Genomic DNA, 15,880 nt, shown 5'->3' with positions numbered 1-15,880 from the left:
TCACTTATGTTCATTATGTCCATATGATAAGAGGGATTTAATACATAGAGGATAGGGAGTCCCATGGAAAACACTTTTGAACACGATCTACCTGATGATAAAGGTTATTTCGGTGAGTATGGTGGTAGCTATATTCCGGAAGAGTTGCAGCTTGTAATGGATCAAATTACTGCTTCTTATTCTGAATGCCGTAAAGATCCGGAATTCCGCGCTGAATTGGCTCGTTTGTATAAACACTTTGTCGGGCGTCCCAGCCCTATTTTCCACGCACAGAATCTTTCTGAGAAGTATGGTGCTGATATTTACCTCAAACGTGAAGATCTCAACCATACTGGTGCCCATAAAATTAATCATTGTCTCGGTGAAGCACTGCTGGCGAAGAGAATGGGCAAGAAAAAGCTGATTGCAGAAACGGGTGCCGGACAGCATGGCGTGGCGCTAGCAACGGCAGCGGCATTGGTTGGGCTGAAATGTGATATCTACATGGGAGAAGTTGATATTGCTAAAGAGCATCCGAATGTCGTCAAAATGCGTATATTAGGTGCGAATGTGATCCCGGTTACTCATGGTCGTAAGACCCTGAAAGAAGCCGTAGATGCGGCGTTTGCTGCTTATCTTAGTGATCCGGTCAATCAGTTATATGCCATTGGTTCGGTGGTAGGACCACATCCTTTCCCGATGATGGTGCGCGATTTTCAGTCGATCATTGGTAATGAAGCCCGAGAACAGTTCCAGGAAATGACCGGGCAGTTGCCAGATAATTTGGTTGCCTGTGTTGGTGGTGGCTCGAATGCGATGGGGCTGTTCAGCGCCTTTTTGCAAGACGAGCAGGTTGCGCTCCACGGCGTTGAGCCAGCAGGGCACACATTACAAACGCCGGGTGAGCACGCGGCAACCCTAACTTTAGGTGAACCCGGTGTTATGCACGGTTTTAAGTCTTACATGCTTAAAGATGATCAAGGTGAGCCTCAGGAAGTCTATTCAGTTGCCAGTGGGTTGGATTATCCGGCCGTTGGACCCCAACATAGTTACCTGAAAGATCTTGGCCGTGCTGAATATGGCACCGTTGACGATGATGAAGCGATTGCTGCATTTTTTGAGCTGTCGCGTTCAGAGGGCATTATTCCCGCCATCGAATCTTCCCACGCGATCGCTTATGCAATAAAACTGGCTCAGAAAGGTGTGAAAGGCAGCATTCTGGTGAACTTATCCGGACGGGGCGACAAAGATATCGATTTTGTTGTTGAACATTACGGTAAAGATTACGACATTGAGTCTCTGTTATAGCCAATAACATGCCATAAGTTTATATCCAGACCTTCAAAAACCGCCTTTTATAGAGGCGGTTTTTTATTCGTTTCGCTTCTTTAGTTCATAGCCATGCTGGGTTAAGCAGTCCAATCATAGCGTCGGAACTTTTTTGAAAATCCGCAACTTTCATCATGTATCATCAGATGCAAATGAGTAAAGTGTTGTAACAGAGACGATATTGTCTAAAGGCGATTACAAAGAATGAATTATCAAGAACGTTTTCATCAATTACTAAACTACATAGATTCTCACTTAGATGAGGAACTAACCGTTGATAAGTTAAGTAATATCGCCTGTTTATCCAAATATCACTTCCACAGGCAGTTTTCTTCGCTCGTTGGCATCACGGCCTTTGCTTATATCAAACAGGCAAGGATGAAACGAGCCTCATATCAATTGGTTTTTAAGAAGAACATGAGGATTGTTGATATCGCTGTTGCCAATGGCTATGAAAGCTCAGAAGCCTTTTCACGTGCTTTCAGTCAGTCGATTGGCCAGAATCCTTCTCAATTTAGAGAGCAGCCGCAATGGGTTTCTTGGCACGAAAAATATCAATTATTCAAAAAATTGAGGGTTCAGCGTATGAAATCAGAAAAATGTTCATATCTCGTTGAAATTGTGGATTTTAGCGAAGTGAAAGTTGCGACATTAGAGCATCTTGGCCCCCTCGAATTAGTGGGTAATACGATTAACCAGTTTATTAACTGGCGTAAGGAAAACAACTTATCACCTAAGGTAAGCAGAACGTTTAATATTGCTTATGATGATCCGGCGGTGACAGAACCGGAGAAATATCGCTGTGATATCTGTGCTTCGGTTAAATCTGATGTGAAAGAAAACGGGTATGGCGTTACTACAAAGATCATACCAGCGGGACGTTGTGCGGTTATCCGACATGTTGGTTCAGACGATACCATCAGTGAGTCAATCACTTACTTATATTCAGAGTGGCTTGCGCAAAGTGAAGAAGAGTTACGTGATTACCCGCTATTTTTTGAAAGGGTCAGTTTTTATCCAGACGTGCCTGAAATTGAGGTGACCACAGATATCTATCTTCCCTTAAAGTAGTTAGTGCTACATCACAGAAGTATTGACGAGCACAGTTATCAAACTTCGTCAGTCCGTAACGTGAGGGACGGACTTATACGGAATCTAAGGAGTACAAGGTGTAATAAGTAACTGGTTCAAATCAACTGATTTCAAAAAGGGATGAGGAAATAATGATGAAGTTAAAGAGTGTGTTTGTCAGTATTGCGGTGCTTATATTGTCTTCTGTTTTAGTCGGCCATTCAAATGCCAATGCAGAGGGGCAACCATCAGAGCAGTTCTTTTCACTGACCGAGATTAAAAACGCCGATAAAAAGGAGCTGAGCCCTTTGGAATATATACCGGCGACTGATGGCATTTCCCTGGCTTTTCGGTCTTATCTTCCTCTGCACGCAAAAGCGATTTTGATTTTTTATCATGGTGCTGGTGCGCATAGCGGGCTGACCTATAATCACCTTGGCGACGGATTACGAGATGACTTTGATATCGCTGTCTATATGCCCGATATAAGAGGGCATGGTGGCTCTGGCGGTGAGAGGGGGGATGCGCCAAGTGAAGAGCAAGTCTGGTCAGATATTAATGCGGTGGTTAAGCATGCCCTTGTAAAGTATCCAAATCTTCCTATCTTTGTCGGAGGACATTCTGGCGGGGCCGGTCTTGCACTTAATTATTCCAGTTGGGATAAAAGAGCAGCAATTGATGGATATGTCTTTCTAGCGCCCTATTTTGGTTTTCGCTCGGAAACTAATTATGACGAAGATAAAAATAATGGGTTTGAGTTTTCTACGGTAAAAACGTCAGACTTTGTGCTCAACACCATGAGTGGTGGTCTGTTTTTTGGCCACTCTAAAGCAGTTAACTTTAATTTTCCAGAGAGTGTTTTAGAACAGCATCCTGAAATCGTGACGTTTAATACGGTTAATATGTCTAACTCGGTAACGCCGTATTCCCCTGACACTCAATTATCCCAATTACAGCAATTTGGACTGTGGATTGGCCTGCAAGATGAAGCGTTTGATCCTGGAAAAGTAGCGAGATTTGCAAAAGAACATAGTGATAAAAAGGCGACTAAGCAAATAAGAATAGTCGATGAAGAAAATCACTTTTCTATCATTTTAGAAGCTTCTAATCTCATTGGCCCATGGATAACAGGTACTCATTCGAGGTCGGCTTTGTAGGCGAAGTATCTGTAACGGATTGTTATTAAGTGTGTTTGTGAGCTGTTACTAAATGTGGTGCAGATTATGATTATGATGCTTTAACCTATTGGTATGTAATAAGTGATATTAATTTTTATCAGGTTGAGAGTCGATTCACACCAATTGAAGCAAGCATCAGTTTCTGTATTTGACGGTTATGCTATCGTTCTCATATCCAAGTGATGTAATTAAAATGGTGGAAAGTGATATGAGAATTATATTGTGCTGCGGTGGTGGATTCTCGACCAGTATATTGGCAAAGAGAATGAGGGCGGAGGCTGAAACGAGAGGTTTAGATTGTACGGTTGAAGCATTCGCCGAGATTGAAATGAATGATCAAATGCAAAATTGTGATGTTTGTCTTATCGGTCCTCAGATTAGTTTCTATAAAGATAATTTACAAAAAATAGCCTGCAAGTATGGTACGCAAGTCGCGGTTATCCCTAATATGATATACGGTATGATGAAAGGAGATGAGGCATTAGATCAAGCTCTATCTCTTATTTCAAACGAAGTTAATAGTGATTAGTCTGGTCCGTTATATCGTTTTTTTATCTAGGATCTGTTTATCTTTCATAATTGCGGCTGGGTAAGTCGGAACGTTGCAAGGCTCTCCGTTAACGCTGGCACAACTCAAAGCCACATTTGCTGAATCAAGTTATGTGGCAGAAACATACCACTCAAATGTTCTCGATCTACTCAATGGTTTACACGGCCGATCTTGTACTCTCAATGTACCCCCATCTCATCCTTTTACTTAACTTTACATGTATTCAGTCTTTGTTTACCTAAAAAGCACTACTATTAATTTATAAATATGACTCTTTCCCCTGTACTGAACACGTTTTATGCTCAGTAAGGTGAAGGAAATAATAGCGGCTAAAACTAAATGATGGAGAAACAAAGATGAAAAAAGTAAATGTTGTTCTGTCGTCTATGATGATTGCTTTTTCTTCAATATCACTTGCTGATATCAGTGTGTCTGATACGCAAAGCGGGGCGTGGGTAACGGTAACAGAGAACGGTCAGCCAGCGTCGAATGCTACAGTGTCACTAAAAAACTTGCCTCAAAATCGTAATACATTCCAGACGAATGAGAATGGACGTGTATTTGTACCGCTATCATTGAATCATTCAAGATCAATTAAGTACGTAGCGGTAACGGAAGATGGGAACAAGTATAGTCGTTACGCTTTCCATGGGGAGCAAAAACGCTAATCATCAAGGTAGCTAAGACCATGATAACCAAACGCGAATACAGTGTTGAACACGATACGGCTAAGCAACAGTACCGAGTACAACTTCAACCTGAACTTTGGGCATTGGTGAGCTATACAAAACAGGATAAGGTTTTATACCTTAATTACTCTGAAGTGCCTCATGAACTGAGAGGGCAAGGCTACGGCAGTGTACTTATGGAAGCTGTGTTAACGCAGATTGAGTCAGACGGATACAAAGTTGTACCTGTCTGCAGTTACATTCGTTGTTACATTGGCAGGCACGAACGCTGGGTACCGTTGCTTGCTGATGTCTAGTTTGAGCTTTGCAAACAATGTAGTTAACCGACAATGCAGTCACTTACTTTCTATGTATTCTGACTGAGCCTCAAAAATTAACTCCGGATCGTGCCACGAGACAGCACCACACTGAGTACAGGTGCATTCGACCTCATAAAAACAGGTGCCCAGTGGAGGATCGGTCAGAGGTGGGTTATCTGCTGATTGTTGATAACGGATTTCATGGAGTGTTGTACCGCAGTTCACGCAGACCACCGGATATGACATAACGATTTCCCCAGACATTAGTTATCTGTCAGTGTAGCCTGTTTTTATGGGTGAGGGCGCGCATAAGCAAAAAGGCGAATCCTATTGGCTCCGCCTTTTTTTGCAGCAAGCTATTTATTAATTTGAGGCAATGCTAACTGATCACTTCAACTCGCATATTTTCTTCGACCTGTTGAACGGCTTCTACGAGCTGTTCGATACTGATTTCGGATGGCATATCCAAGGATAATTCGGCAAAAAACACGGTCCGGCCGAGGTCAGCTAGTGCCACACGATGGTTTTCAATTTGAGTGATGTCGATACCGATATTATCGAGAGTATGGGTGATATCGTTAACGATTCCAAGACGATCATTGGATTCAACTTTCAACGTTACCTGTTCGCGTTTACTCGGGGGGATCGGTTTAGTGTTTTCGACAATACGTACATGGAGCTCTTTCAGAGCATTGAACTCCTGCTTTAACTGATCAGCGGAAGCTGCTGGAATTTCTATTTTGATGATACCCACTAACTGCTGATCTAAGCGGCTAATTTTGCTAACCAACCACTTTCCCCCAAGCTTATTGGTTGTAGCTGCGAGTTGATTGACTAATTGTGGATAATCCTGGCCCGCGATAGTAATTGTAAACTGAGTATTCATAAGCTACCCCTTGCGTTGATACGTCCTGTATTTGAAACGTTATAACCAAACGAATAAGAAATCGACAGGTCATATAATCAAACTAGCAAGCAACCAGATCTCGTGCCGTGACTTAGTTCATACAATCCATTGATTCTTTAGGTCAATCGTCTTTATACCCAAGTTAAATCTTAGCTCTCATGTTAACTAATGCCAATCGGGATTCAGAACTAACTGAAGGGCAGGCCATAAGCATTGGATGCTTATATTGAATTCTAAATCGCTATTTTAGTTAGAACACTCTAATTAAAATTCTTATTCTGTATATAACCAGTCAGGTAATACACGCTGACGGATTACCGATTATATGAGTGAGAGAGGGCGCAATAATGGGCATATTCAAACAGAAAGCAGAAGATACCGGCAAAGAGAAAAACCTTGTTCGTGACGCGTTGGTTCATAACATCTGGTTGGCCGGGTTAGGGGCATACGCAAAGAGCACTGATGAAGTAAACCAGTTATCAGGTAAAGGTAAAAGCTTATTTGATGAGTTGGTTGAACGTGGCCGTGCCATTGAATCAAATACCAAAGAACGTGTACATATAGCTCGTAGCCATACTTCAGTTGCGATTGAAGAACGTGTACACAAGATGGTGCAGAAATTTGTTGGTATCGACAATGATCACCTAGATCGTGTTGATGACAAAATCGACCAACTAACGGAAAATATTGAGGCGTTATTAGCTCGAAAACAAGAGAAAACAAAGCCTGCAACAAAAAAGACACCAGTTAAGACTGAAAAATAAGCCGTTGCTAAAGATGCACAAGCCTCTCTGGCGTTGTCCGTCGTAAGCTAGCAAAAATGGCAACAGCATATAGTAATAGAAAGACCGGTTTCGGGTGAGTAACTAACGATTAACCATTGCATAGATCAGCGCTGAAGCGCAGAGGGATATGATTATGACCGATAAAACAATAGTGAAAGCGGCTAAGAATGTCGTTGAAAATGGTGAAGGTGTTGCGCGTAATATCTGGTTAGCCGGTCTTGGTTTCTATAGTCGTACACTGGAAGAAGCCCAGCAAGTTAATGAGAAAGCAACAATGGCGTTTGATGAGCTGGTTGAACGTGGTAAAGAAGTCGAAACTCAGACAAAAGAATATATTGGTAAGAAAGTGAATAAGGTAGCCGATGAAGCTGAAGCGGGTACGAATGGCCTTTTATATCGTCTAAGCGGCATTGATCGTGAAAAGCTTGATCATATGGATGACAAAATCGACAGACTGACCCAAGCAGTCGAAAAATTGGCAGAAGTAGAATAGCTGTCGATACTTGGTTACATCTCTTAACCCAGAAGATATGTAACCTTGTTCGGATTGTCACCATACCATGGGTGACAGTTTTTTAGGTTGCACATGTGCCATGCATGTGCGCCTTTTTTGCTTAATAAAAAATGATGAAAAGTCCGTAGGCAGGCAGCTACAGCGGATCCTATCAGAGCGTCGACCTTGGACTCGCACGTCTTCTATCTCATACTTCTGTCTTTGCTCACTTTTCGGCATCGGCCAATCGGCATCCACCAAGCAGAGAAAACAGGCGACTGCTTTCCTTGCCTTCATACCTGCCGTGAACGAAGTCTCGCAGATAGTGAAAGTTCAGCAGATGCCCGGCTCCATTCTTAATGTAAATATTTCCCACCGTTTTTTTGCTGCCAGCCTTGAGGACGCCAACCTGTGAGACATAATCTTCTTTGTTCGCGAAGTGCTCTGTGAATGGAACCTGATGTTGCTGGGCGTCCGTACAACAAGAAGAAGGGTATTGATCATGAGCGGAGGCGAAGGTGTAGACTTCCAGCTGATTTAACAGTGGATTACCACCGTGGTCTTGAAGCAGCATCCTGACGACGTTTGAAATGATGAGCCCTCCCTGGGAGTGGGCAATGACCACGACCTTGTAAGATTTTTCCATTTCCTTGTCAGCGGCTCTCATTTTCTCCTTAACTATTTTTAGTTCACTCCAGATGTGATCCCTGGCGGATTCCGCGATGGCAGTATTAAGGTTGAAGGCTCTTCCTTTCATGACTTCAATTAAATCAGCCATGAAACCATTGCCAGGGTTGTGAAGTAGGGTGATGGGGCGCTTGAATATATCGCTGAGCATGCGTGCATTCACCTTTGCCATGTCCTCGTTGGTCCCGATCCCATTAAGAAAGAACCAGGTCTCATTTGGGGTGGGGGTAATTTTATGGACATCCACAGGAGGGTGCAAAGGTTTGATTTTACATTCTTTTTTAAAGGGGGGGAGATCGATGAAAAAATTCATCAGAGCTTGGGTATAGCGGTCACTATTATCATAATATTTTTCGTTGAGCTCGCTGTCGTCAGCACTAAAAGGCTCCAGCGGTTTTTCGCCAAGCACTTTCGTCAGGAACCCTACTTTTGCAAAGTCTGTCAGGAACTCCTGAATGAATTGTTCAAGCTTTGCGTGCTTGTTATTAAAGATAGATGTCGCTTTCTTTAATCCGGTCCACCACAGGAGCCTCACGATTTTCTCTCCCATAACGAACACTAAATACTTTTTACTTCTGTCCCTTTCGGCCATGATGACCCTCCGGTTTCCCTGTATAAAAATAAATGATGCTGATTCGGATGTGGTGGTGATCTCGACATGTATACCGAACGCACTCGCTGGAAGTATAGTTTGAAACCAATTTTCTGCACCCACTTAGGCGTCGTCCTTTTTGACGGCGCCTATAAGATTGAAAAACGCTGGGATCGCCATTCCTACACACATTTCGTTCGAATTGGACTCCCAGGAAGTTTTGAATCTCGCATCGTGAGGTAGTTTGGGTATAGGTGATATTACAATCGGACAGAAAGTAATCTAGCTATGCACGTACTTTTGGTATTGAAATAACCAAAACGTCTCAGAGATTTCCGACTAAAGATGGTGTGACCGACTATACTTCTTTCAACTATCAATTCAGGGCTGGCACTACATTATAGAAGTATTGGCGAGTTCAGTAACCACACTTCGTCATTCCGTAAAGTGAGGAACGAACTTATACGGAATCTAAGGATGTGTGGTTAGAATTTGAGCCCGGATATCTCGTTCCTCTATTCCGGGATGACATGTTAGGAGTAGAGATGGAATTGTTAGAAAGCCTTTTTGGTGTGATTGGAGATCTTACTTGGGGATGGGCACTTATACCGTTCCTGGTAGTATTGGGTCTGTTCTTTACTTTCGTTACCGGATTTGTTCAATTTACTTTCTTTGGACGTATGTTCCGTGTCCTATTAAATAAAAATCAAACAGCCGACAGAAATGCTATTTCTGGCCGTGAAGCGCTTTTATTATCTGTTGGTGGTCGTGTCGGTGGCGGTAACATTGCAGGTGTTGCTGTTGCAATTACGCTTGGCGGGCCTGGTGCGGTATTCTGGATGTGGGCAATTGCACTGGTTGGTATGGCAACAAGCCTGGTGGAATGTTCACTCGCTCAGCTTTATAAGCGTAAAGAAGGTGATGCATTTCGTGGTGGTGCAGCACGGTCGATAATTCATGGTCTTGGTGAAGACTACAGGTGGCTTGCTTACCTGTATGCTGTTTGTTTGATTGCTTCCTTTGCGATTGGTTTTAATGCCTTTCAAGGAAATACCGTTGCAGGGGCTGCCCATGATAGCATGGGTATTGACCGCATGTGGACGGGGGGCCTGTTAGCTATTATTACTGGTTTCATTATTTACGGTGGTATTAAACGTATTGCTAAAACCGCGGATGTTATCGTGCCTATTATGGCTATCGGGTATGTCGCGATGGCGCTTATAGTCATCCTAATCAACATCACTGAGATCCCAGCGGTCATTGGTAGTATCGTTTCTAATGCATTTGGTTGGGAAGAGGCAGTAGGTGGCGGTATGGGAACTGCAATGGCACAAGGTTTGCGACGTGGCCTGTTCTCAAACGAAGCTGGCCTGGGTTCGGCGCCCAATGTCGCCGCGACGGCAGATGTTACTCACCCAATCAGCCAGGGTATCACACAGTCTTTATCGGTCTTTATCGATACAATCCTAATCTGTAGCTGTACTGCATTTGTTATCCTACTGGGTGACGTATATGTACCTGGCGCAGAAGGCATTGATGGTGTCGTTCTGACTCAGCAGTCGCTGGTTTCACACGTTGGAGCTTGGTCTCAGTACTTTCTGACGGGGGCAATTTTACTCTTTTCTATTAGTTCTATCATCTACAACTACTACCTGGGGGAAAACGCCCTTACTTTCATGTCACAGAACAAGGTGTCTGTACATATTCTCCGCTTCTCAGTGATCGGGATTATCTTTTTGGGCGCTGTTGCTCCAGGAGCAACCTCTGTGTTTTTCTTCTCAGATCCGATGATGGGCATCCTTGCTATCGTTAACTTGTTAGTACTTATAATGCTGTTTCCTACGCTCATCCGTATTTTGAAAGACTATAAAAAACAACTTAAAGCAGGTATTGAACACCCACTGTTCAACCCCAAAGATTTCCCTGATCTGGACATTGACCTCAAAGCATGGAAAGCAAAAAAATAAGACAGTGTTAACTAACCAATCACAACTAGCGCATTAAAAAAAACGAGTGCCGCAATTGCAGTACTCGCTTTTTCTCAATATTGAGCGTATGAGTTCAGACTATCAGCCTGTTTATTTTGACGATGGTTTGTTTTTTGAATTATGGCGTCCGGCGTTTTGCTTACTCTTTGGGACGTAATTCAAAATAGAAACCGGCACCTCTTTGTTGGGCACAAAGCCTTCAATCTCTTTTCGGGTAATAAGATGCCCCAAACGACTTTCGATAGCACAAAGGTTTCTGAAATCATCTCTAGAAACAAAGGAGATTGCTTCGCCGGAAGCGCCAGCGCGGCCAGTACGACCAATACGGTGAACATAGTCATCAGCTGGATGAGGTAAGTCATAGTTAACCACACGAGTCAGATCGTCAATATCGATACCACGCGCAGCAATCCCTGTTGCTACCAGTAACTTGAGTTGACCCGATTTAAAGTCTGCCAATACTTTTGCTCGAGCATCCTGACTTCTGCCACTGTGAATCGCTTCTGCTTTAATTCCGCGCTTTTCGAGCTGGCTGACTAACTTCGCTGCACCGTGTTTTGTTTCGATAAAAATAAGCGCCTGATCCCAATCATTCTCTTGAATTAAATGGCTCAGCAATGCCGATTTCTTGTCTTTATCGACAGTGATTAACCACTGGTCAATCTTCGGGGTCGTTGTGCTGTCGGAAGAGACCGATATTTCAACCGGATGTTCAATCGCGGTTTTGGCTAAGACGCGAACCTGCTTTGACAGCGTGGCCGAAAACAGCAAGTTTTGTCTCTGCGAAGGCAAGCGTTCAATGATCTTATTGATGTCTTCGATAAAGCCCATGTCGAGCATTCTATCGGCTTCATCTAAAACCAATATTTCCAGCTCATCAAAATGTACGGCTCTTTGGCTATACATATCCAGCAGTCGACCAGGAGTCGCAACCAAAATATCGACACCTTCAATGAGGCGCTGCTTTTGCTCTTTGTAGTCAACACCGCCATACATCGCCAGCGAGGTGAGGTTCAGATGCTTGCTGTATTGCACAATATTGTCTTCAACCTGTACTGCCAGCTCTCGGGTTGGCGCAAGGATGAGGGCGCGAATGCGTTTTGCTCGTACGGGATGCTTATCGCTCAGCATTTGTAATATAGGTAATACAAAACTAGCTGTTTTACCTGTACCCGTCTGCGCGGCAGCGATAAGGTTCTTACCCGTCAATATGACGGGTATAGCCTTCTTTTGAATAGGCGTAGGAGTCTTGTAGCCTAATTCGGTTACAGCTTTTAAAATCGGATCGCTTAATCCAAGGTTGGAAAATGGCATTTGGAGTCTCAGGTGTATGATTAATAAACAACTGTTAAGGCTGGAGGCTAAAACAGAAGAACATGGACGGGCATTCTAACATGAAGGAAGAGTATCAGGGATACTCACTCGCACATCATTCGCACAGATCCATCGTGGCGGTTGAAATTTTCTTATTGCCCCGAAAAATCCCTCATAGTCAATCTGGCCACCTGGGTGTTTGACGAGATATCCGGGATCCAGTTCTAACCGTACGCGCTTTAGATTCCATATACGTTCCACACTTTACAGAATGACGACGTTTGATGGCTGAACTCATCAAAACTTCTGTGATGAAGTACTAGGGATATATTTATCTCGATACTAAAGGCTCTTTACACGCGTAACACCTGCGCAAATAAAGGTATCAAGATCTCGCGTTAGTATTTTTTCCTAGTATTTTTATAGTTAATAGTTTCTGTTTGCTAGAAATTTGATGTTCATGCATCATTTTATATTGAATATCAGAAAGAAACGCTCTTTCCCAGAAGCTAAAGGATTCGAAATGAAGCAAAATTGCATCATTTAATTGTATAAATACATCATGATCTTTCATTATTTTCCTTTATTTGTGTTCATTAAGCTTTGGTTTCCTGGTGAACGTGGGGGAATAAATATCTTAATTCTCAAATAGATGTTTATGAATAAACGGTGAGGACATAGAAGATAAAAGAGCACTGTAATTTAATTGAAATCGAACTTCTTGCCCTACAGTTAGAGAAAAGTCAGAAGTTTCGACAATAAGGTGATCGCTGGTTGATGCGACAATATTTACCCCTATAGGTGGCTTAAGTCCGAGGATGCTCACATCTTGACGTCCGATGGCTAAAATAGCTTGTGAAACATTACCTCTATCTAAGATTTTTTGCTGTTCGCCAAAAGCATTCAAACATAAATTCCCCCATGGTAATGACGGTTTTTCCTTCGATTCGATAACTTCAGCAATCAGAGTAATGGCGTCAGTGAAAAGACCATCAATGGTTTGTTGATAAAGGGTTTCACAGCCTAGAAAAATCGCCTCTCCCAACCGTAGGTGATTTATTCTAGTTTTCTTTTTGTTATTAAGCGCCCAATTTAGATTGGCGGAATTTCCTCCAGAGACAATATCTAATGTGATACCGAATTTTCTTTCTATTTCATCGGCAAGATCTGACAAATTAGACATTTTATCGTTATCAGGATCCACCCCATAGCGGCAGGTCAGGTTCGTTCCTATTCCTTTAAGTACAATATTAGGCAAATATATAATCTGAGAGATAAAATCCTCGAGATTATCTTGCATCACACCTTCACGTAGATCTCCTAGCTCGATCATGATCACTACACCATGAACGCGGCCTGAACTGCTGGCGGCCTTTGATAGTTGCTTAATGGCGGCTAGCTCTGTGTTGAGGCTAATATCACAAGACTGAACCACCCTTGAGGCTTGGCTCAGCATTGGCGAACGAATCAGCATCATAGGGACAGTGACGCCTGAATGTCTCATACTCTCAATATTTTCAATTCGCGAATCCGCGATCATATCAGCGCCTGCATTGATCAGTGTTTGCACAATTTCAGGATGCCCTAAACAAACTTTTGTGACAGGGGTAACTGAGATGTTTTTTTTGCCTAATCGACTGAACAGTATGTGAGCATTGTGGTGAATTTTGGCGCAATTGATTTCTAACCTAGGATTGCTCAACTCTTATTAATCATAAGTTTTCATTTAAATCAGGAAATGCAGACAAAACCATTTGTAGAAGATGTTCTGTGGGTTGAGATAATGCATCCGTTACTGGTATAGCAAACTCAGCGGAATATTCCTGAATCTTAGATAGTATTTCGTCAGAAGACATATTTTCGTGATTGAGAGTCAACCCTATGACGGGAGTATCAGCAAACATTTCAATGAGTTCTATTTCAGAGGCAATAGATGGCATCGGCATTTTCGGGAAATCACTTCGGCTTAAGCGGTTAGGTGCGTGTTGTAAGATCACTCCAGTTGGACAACTTCCACGTAATATAAACGCACTCGTTGAGAAAGCGGGATGACTTAATGCTCCTTGTCCTTCAATAATGATCAGATCTGGCTCCTCTAATTCGTACGCTTTTACAATAACGGCTTCTAATTCTCCTGCGCAGAATTGAGAGGGGACCGCACCTAAAGCGACACCATAGGGAGCACCTTGAATGATTCCCGTTTGTCCTGTCGCGATCATGACCACATTAAGACCGTGTTCCTGCAAAGTCTTTGTCAGCATAGTGGCTGTTGTGCGTTTTCCTATTGCACAGTCGGTACCCATAATGGCTATGCGTGGACATTTTGTATTGTGTATTTTTCCACTAAATGCTTGTAAATTTTTTTTATTTTTAGGGCGACGAATATCTAAAATCTCAACATTATTGGCTATACTTGCCTCTACTAATTGAGGGTCGTCGTTTAGAAACTCGTGTAGTCCATTGACGATATGCATCTTTAGCGCCATTGCTTCAAGAATAAGATTTTTTTCAGATTCAGATAACATCCCACTGGATGGCGCGAGACCAAAAATGAAATAATCAGGGGTCTCATCCGCAATAGCAACAGCCTCTCCTAAATCCGAAACTATAGGAATTTCATTGATCTCGTCACCAAGTACGACACCGGAGTCTAACCCCGCTTGTTGACTATCAATAACGGAAAGAACTCGATAATTTTGTGAATGCCTAACAAGTCCATTGGCAGTTTTACCATCAATTTTTCCAAAGTTGGCTTCGCAATAAATGATAGCCGTTGGTATGGATGGTTTACTCAGATTGAGAGTTGAAATGGATGGCATTGAAATGTGAATATTTTCCATCTCACTCTCTTTAAAGAAAGGATTTATTGTAACTACATTTTGATTTTGTTTTGACATAGTACCGCCTAAATATGATTTTTAGGCTTAGAGGGGCGACGAGATCGTGCCGAGATGTTATATCGGAAGTTAACCAGAAGTCCCTACTAAGCGGTAGGGAGAGATAAGACAATAACACAGTTGGAAAGTTATTGTAGATATTTATTCCAAAAGATGTATGGAAGTTATACTGATGAATTTAACTTTAATAATATATAAGCATGTATTTTCCGGTTTATATTTTTGTATTTCTATGAAATGAATGAAAAATATAACTATGGTTGGTGGTTTATTTCTTATTTATTAATTTTAAAATACTGGCTTTACTATATTTTGGCTGCTGTTGAATATAGTAAGGTTGATTTTTTATAAGAAGTCGCAACTCGCCCTTGGAGAGTGATCCAGCCAGCCCAATTTTGTGTCAAATGCACTCTAAAGGTTCGTCATTCCTTCCCACATTATCTTTGAACTGGCTGGCATCACTCTGAATCCTGCATCATGAGGTTACTTGGGTATAAAAGCTTCTATCGACTAAATAAGTAGCATAATGCAGCCAGAAGATCTCCTTGCTGTATTGATATGTTTTAAAGCAGTTGCCACAAACATGGTTCCAATCATCATCTATCACCTGTAAAGTATGCTAACCATTACCTCTAAAGGCTCTAATGTCCCTTGGTAAACGGTAGTGATTCTAACAAATTTTAACCGCCAGCTTTATCCGTCATTAAATGGTGAGACAGCGACGTATGTTGTAAAAAGCGGGTGGATTTGCAAAGTAAGAAAGAGTGTTGAACAAATGAATAATGAACTTGATGTAATTAATAACCTGAAAGAGCTAGAGCGTTTTCTATTGTCTATTGAAAATGGTGGTCTGGGTTTAAAAGACGTTGCAGGTGTAGGCATGGCAACCAATAATTCTGATGGCCGCCCTTTTGTTGCTGTATTCGATAATAGCCAGCAACTTATTCTGGCACGTTGGGTTACTCAAGACGTTTACGATAATGGTAAAGATCTTGTCCGTAATGGACCAAGTCGTGCGCACTAAGGCTTTTTTGCTTCAACATCGAGAACGCTAGCAACGCATAGTCTTCTTGCTATAAACGCCGTCAGTTAACTACTGATGGCGTTTTTTTAATACTGAGA

The 15,880-nt window shown here is 42.3% G+C and carries 16 protein-coding genes; 10 read left to right on the top strand and 6 right to left on the bottom strand.

The features are described from left to right. The first annotated feature begins 63 nt into the window (after positions 1-63). The 6 genes from trpB (at position 64) to C9I89_RS03465 (ending at position 5,092) form a co-directional block, all read left to right on the top strand. The gene (gene trpB / locus C9I89_RS03490) at positions 64-1,287 is read left to right on the top strand and encodes a tryptophan synthase subunit beta (protein WP_107281977.1); all 1,224 of its coding nucleotides are present in this window, start codon (positions 64-66) and stop codon (positions 1,285-1,287) included. A 225-nt stretch (positions 1,288-1,512) separates the two neighbouring features. Continuing rightward, positions 1,513-2,379: an AraC family transcriptional regulator gene (locus tag C9I89_RS03485; RefSeq protein WP_107281976.1), complete on the top strand. Its 867-nt coding sequence runs from the start codon at positions 1,513-1,515 to the stop codon at positions 2,377-2,379. A gap of 152 nt (positions 2,380-2,531) precedes the next feature. Then, positions 2,532-3,536, top strand: a complete 1,005-nt coding sequence (locus tag C9I89_RS03480) for an alpha/beta hydrolase (protein ID WP_245905391.1) — start codon at positions 2,532-2,534, stop codon at positions 3,534-3,536. A gap of 229 nt (positions 3,537-3,765) precedes the next feature. Continuing rightward, positions 3,766-4,086 carry a PTS sugar transporter subunit IIB gene (locus C9I89_RS03475; RefSeq protein ID WP_245905390.1) on the top strand — a complete coding sequence of 107 codons (321 nt, stop codon included), beginning with the start codon at positions 3,766-3,768 and terminating at the stop codon, positions 4,084-4,086. Positions 4,087-4,463: 377 nt separating this feature from the next. Continuing rightward, the gene (locus C9I89_RS03470) at positions 4,464-4,775 is read left to right on the top strand and encodes a hypothetical protein (protein WP_107281973.1); all 312 of its coding nucleotides are present in this window, start codon (positions 4,464-4,466) and stop codon (positions 4,773-4,775) included. Positions 4,776-4,795: 20 nt separating this feature from the next. Then, a complete protein-coding gene (locus C9I89_RS03465; RefSeq protein WP_107281972.1) occupies positions 4,796-5,092 on the top strand; it encodes a GNAT family N-acetyltransferase in 297 nt (98 codons plus the stop codon). A 39-nt stretch (positions 5,093-5,131) separates the two neighbouring features. Here the strand turns inward: C9I89_RS03465 and C9I89_RS03460 are convergent, their stop codons facing one another. Continuing rightward, complete coding sequence (locus C9I89_RS03460) at positions 5,132-5,341, bottom strand: hypothetical protein (protein ID WP_107281971.1); 210 nt, start codon at positions 5,339-5,341, stop codon at positions 5,132-5,134. A 133-nt stretch (positions 5,342-5,474) separates the two neighbouring features. Further along, positions 5,475-5,981, bottom strand: a complete 507-nt coding sequence (locus C9I89_RS03455; RefSeq protein WP_107281970.1) for a glycine cleavage system transcriptional repressor — start codon at positions 5,979-5,981, stop codon at positions 5,475-5,477. A gap of 368 nt (positions 5,982-6,349) precedes the next feature. Between C9I89_RS03455 and C9I89_RS03450 the strand changes: the two genes are divergently transcribed. Further along, positions 6,350-6,766 carry a phasin-related domain-containing protein gene (locus C9I89_RS03450; protein WP_107281969.1) on the top strand — a complete coding sequence of 139 codons (417 nt, stop codon included), beginning with the start codon at positions 6,350-6,352 and terminating at the stop codon, positions 6,764-6,766. 154 nt (positions 6,767-6,920) lie between these two features. Next, on the top strand, positions 6,921-7,280 hold the full coding sequence (locus C9I89_RS03445; RefSeq protein WP_107281968.1) for a phasin family protein: 360 nt from the start codon (positions 6,921-6,923) through the stop codon (positions 7,278-7,280). Between the two features lie 226 nt (positions 7,281-7,506). Here C9I89_RS03445 and C9I89_RS03440 read toward each other — a convergent pair whose 3' ends face one another. Continuing rightward, a complete protein-coding gene (locus C9I89_RS03440) occupies positions 7,507-8,559 on the bottom strand; it encodes an esterase/lipase family protein (protein ID WP_146155041.1) in 1,053 nt (350 codons plus the stop codon). Positions 8,560-9,104: 545 nt separating this feature from the next. On the opposite strand from C9I89_RS03440, the gene C9I89_RS03435 reads away from it, so the two are divergent. Further along, positions 9,105-10,526, top strand: a complete 1,422-nt coding sequence (locus C9I89_RS03435; protein WP_107281966.1) for an alanine/glycine:cation symporter family protein — start codon at positions 9,105-9,107, stop codon at positions 10,524-10,526. A gap of 111 nt (positions 10,527-10,637) precedes the next feature. Here the strand turns inward: C9I89_RS03435 and C9I89_RS03430 are convergent, their stop codons facing one another. The 3 genes from C9I89_RS03430 to C9I89_RS03415 form a co-directional block, all read right to left on the bottom strand. Next, a complete protein-coding gene (locus C9I89_RS03430; protein ID WP_107281965.1) occupies positions 10,638-11,861 on the bottom strand; it encodes a DEAD/DEAH box helicase in 1,224 nt (407 codons plus the stop codon). A 637-nt stretch (positions 11,862-12,498) separates the two neighbouring features. Continuing rightward, the gene (locus C9I89_RS03420; protein ID WP_107281963.1) at positions 12,499-13,563 is read right to left on the bottom strand and encodes an alanine/ornithine racemase family PLP-dependent enzyme; all 1,065 of its coding nucleotides are present in this window, start codon (positions 13,561-13,563) and stop codon (positions 12,499-12,501) included. 10 nt (positions 13,564-13,573) lie between these two features. After that, positions 13,574-14,701, bottom strand: coding sequence for an N-acetyltransferase DgcN family protein (locus tag C9I89_RS03415; RefSeq protein WP_342750159.1), 1,128 nt, complete (start codon positions 14,699-14,701; stop codon positions 13,574-13,576). A gap of 832 nt (positions 14,702-15,533) precedes the next feature. Here C9I89_RS03415 and C9I89_RS03410 point away from each other — a divergent pair. Then, positions 15,534-15,782, top strand: coding sequence for a hypothetical protein (locus tag C9I89_RS03410; protein ID WP_107281961.1), 249 nt, complete (start codon positions 15,534-15,536; stop codon positions 15,780-15,782). The last annotated feature ends 98 nt before the right edge of the window (positions 15,783-15,880 follow it).

Origin of the sequence: Photobacterium lipolyticum, from assembly GCF_003026475.1 — a bacterium.
GTDB lineage: Bacteria > Pseudomonadota > Gammaproteobacteria > Enterobacterales > Vibrionaceae > Photobacterium > Photobacterium lipolyticum.
Note: the sequence above shows the minus strand (reverse complement) of the source record. Positions and strands in the feature narration are given on the sequence as shown.

Coding starts and splice junctions, on each gene's coding strand:
- trpB (WP_107281977.1), top strand. CDS start 64: ATGGAAAACACTTTTGAACACGATCTACCTGATGATAAAGGTTATTTC.
- C9I89_RS03485 (WP_107281976.1), top strand. CDS start 1,513: ATGAATTATCAAGAACGTTTTCATCAATTACTAAACTACATAGATTCT.
- C9I89_RS03480 (WP_245905391.1), top strand. CDS start 2,532: ATGATGAAGTTAAAGAGTGTGTTTGTCAGTATTGCGGTGCTTATATTG.
- C9I89_RS03475 (WP_245905390.1), top strand. CDS start 3,766: ATGAGAATTATATTGTGCTGCGGTGGTGGATTCTCGACCAGTATATTG.
- C9I89_RS03470 (WP_107281973.1), top strand. CDS start 4,464: ATGAAAAAAGTAAATGTTGTTCTGTCGTCTATGATGATTGCTTTTTCT.
- C9I89_RS03465 (WP_107281972.1), top strand. CDS start 4,796: ATGATAACCAAACGCGAATACAGTGTTGAACACGATACGGCTAAGCAA.
- C9I89_RS03460 (WP_107281971.1), bottom strand. CDS start 5,341: ATGTCATATCCGGTGGTCTGCGTGAACTGCGGTACAACACTCCATGAA.
- C9I89_RS03455 (WP_107281970.1), bottom strand. CDS start 5,981: ATGAATACTCAGTTTACAATTACTATCGCGGGCCAGGATTATCCACAA.
- C9I89_RS03450 (WP_107281969.1), top strand. CDS start 6,350: ATGGGCATATTCAAACAGAAAGCAGAAGATACCGGCAAAGAGAAAAAC.
- C9I89_RS03445 (WP_107281968.1), top strand. CDS start 6,921: ATGACCGATAAAACAATAGTGAAAGCGGCTAAGAATGTCGTTGAAAAT.
- C9I89_RS03440 (WP_146155041.1), bottom strand. CDS start 8,559: ATGGCCGAAAGGGACAGAAGTAAAAAGTATTTAGTGTTCGTTATGGGA.
- C9I89_RS03435 (WP_107281966.1), top strand. CDS start 9,105: ATGGAATTGTTAGAAAGCCTTTTTGGTGTGATTGGAGATCTTACTTGG.
- C9I89_RS03430 (WP_107281965.1), bottom strand. CDS start 11,861: ATGCCATTTTCCAACCTTGGATTAAGCGATCCGATTTTAAAAGCTGTA.
- C9I89_RS03415 (WP_342750159.1), bottom strand. CDS start 14,701: ATGGAAAATATTCACATTTCAATGCCATCCATTTCAACTCTCAATCTG.
- C9I89_RS03410 (WP_107281961.1), top strand. CDS start 15,534: ATGAATAATGAACTTGATGTAATTAATAACCTGAAAGAGCTAGAGCGT.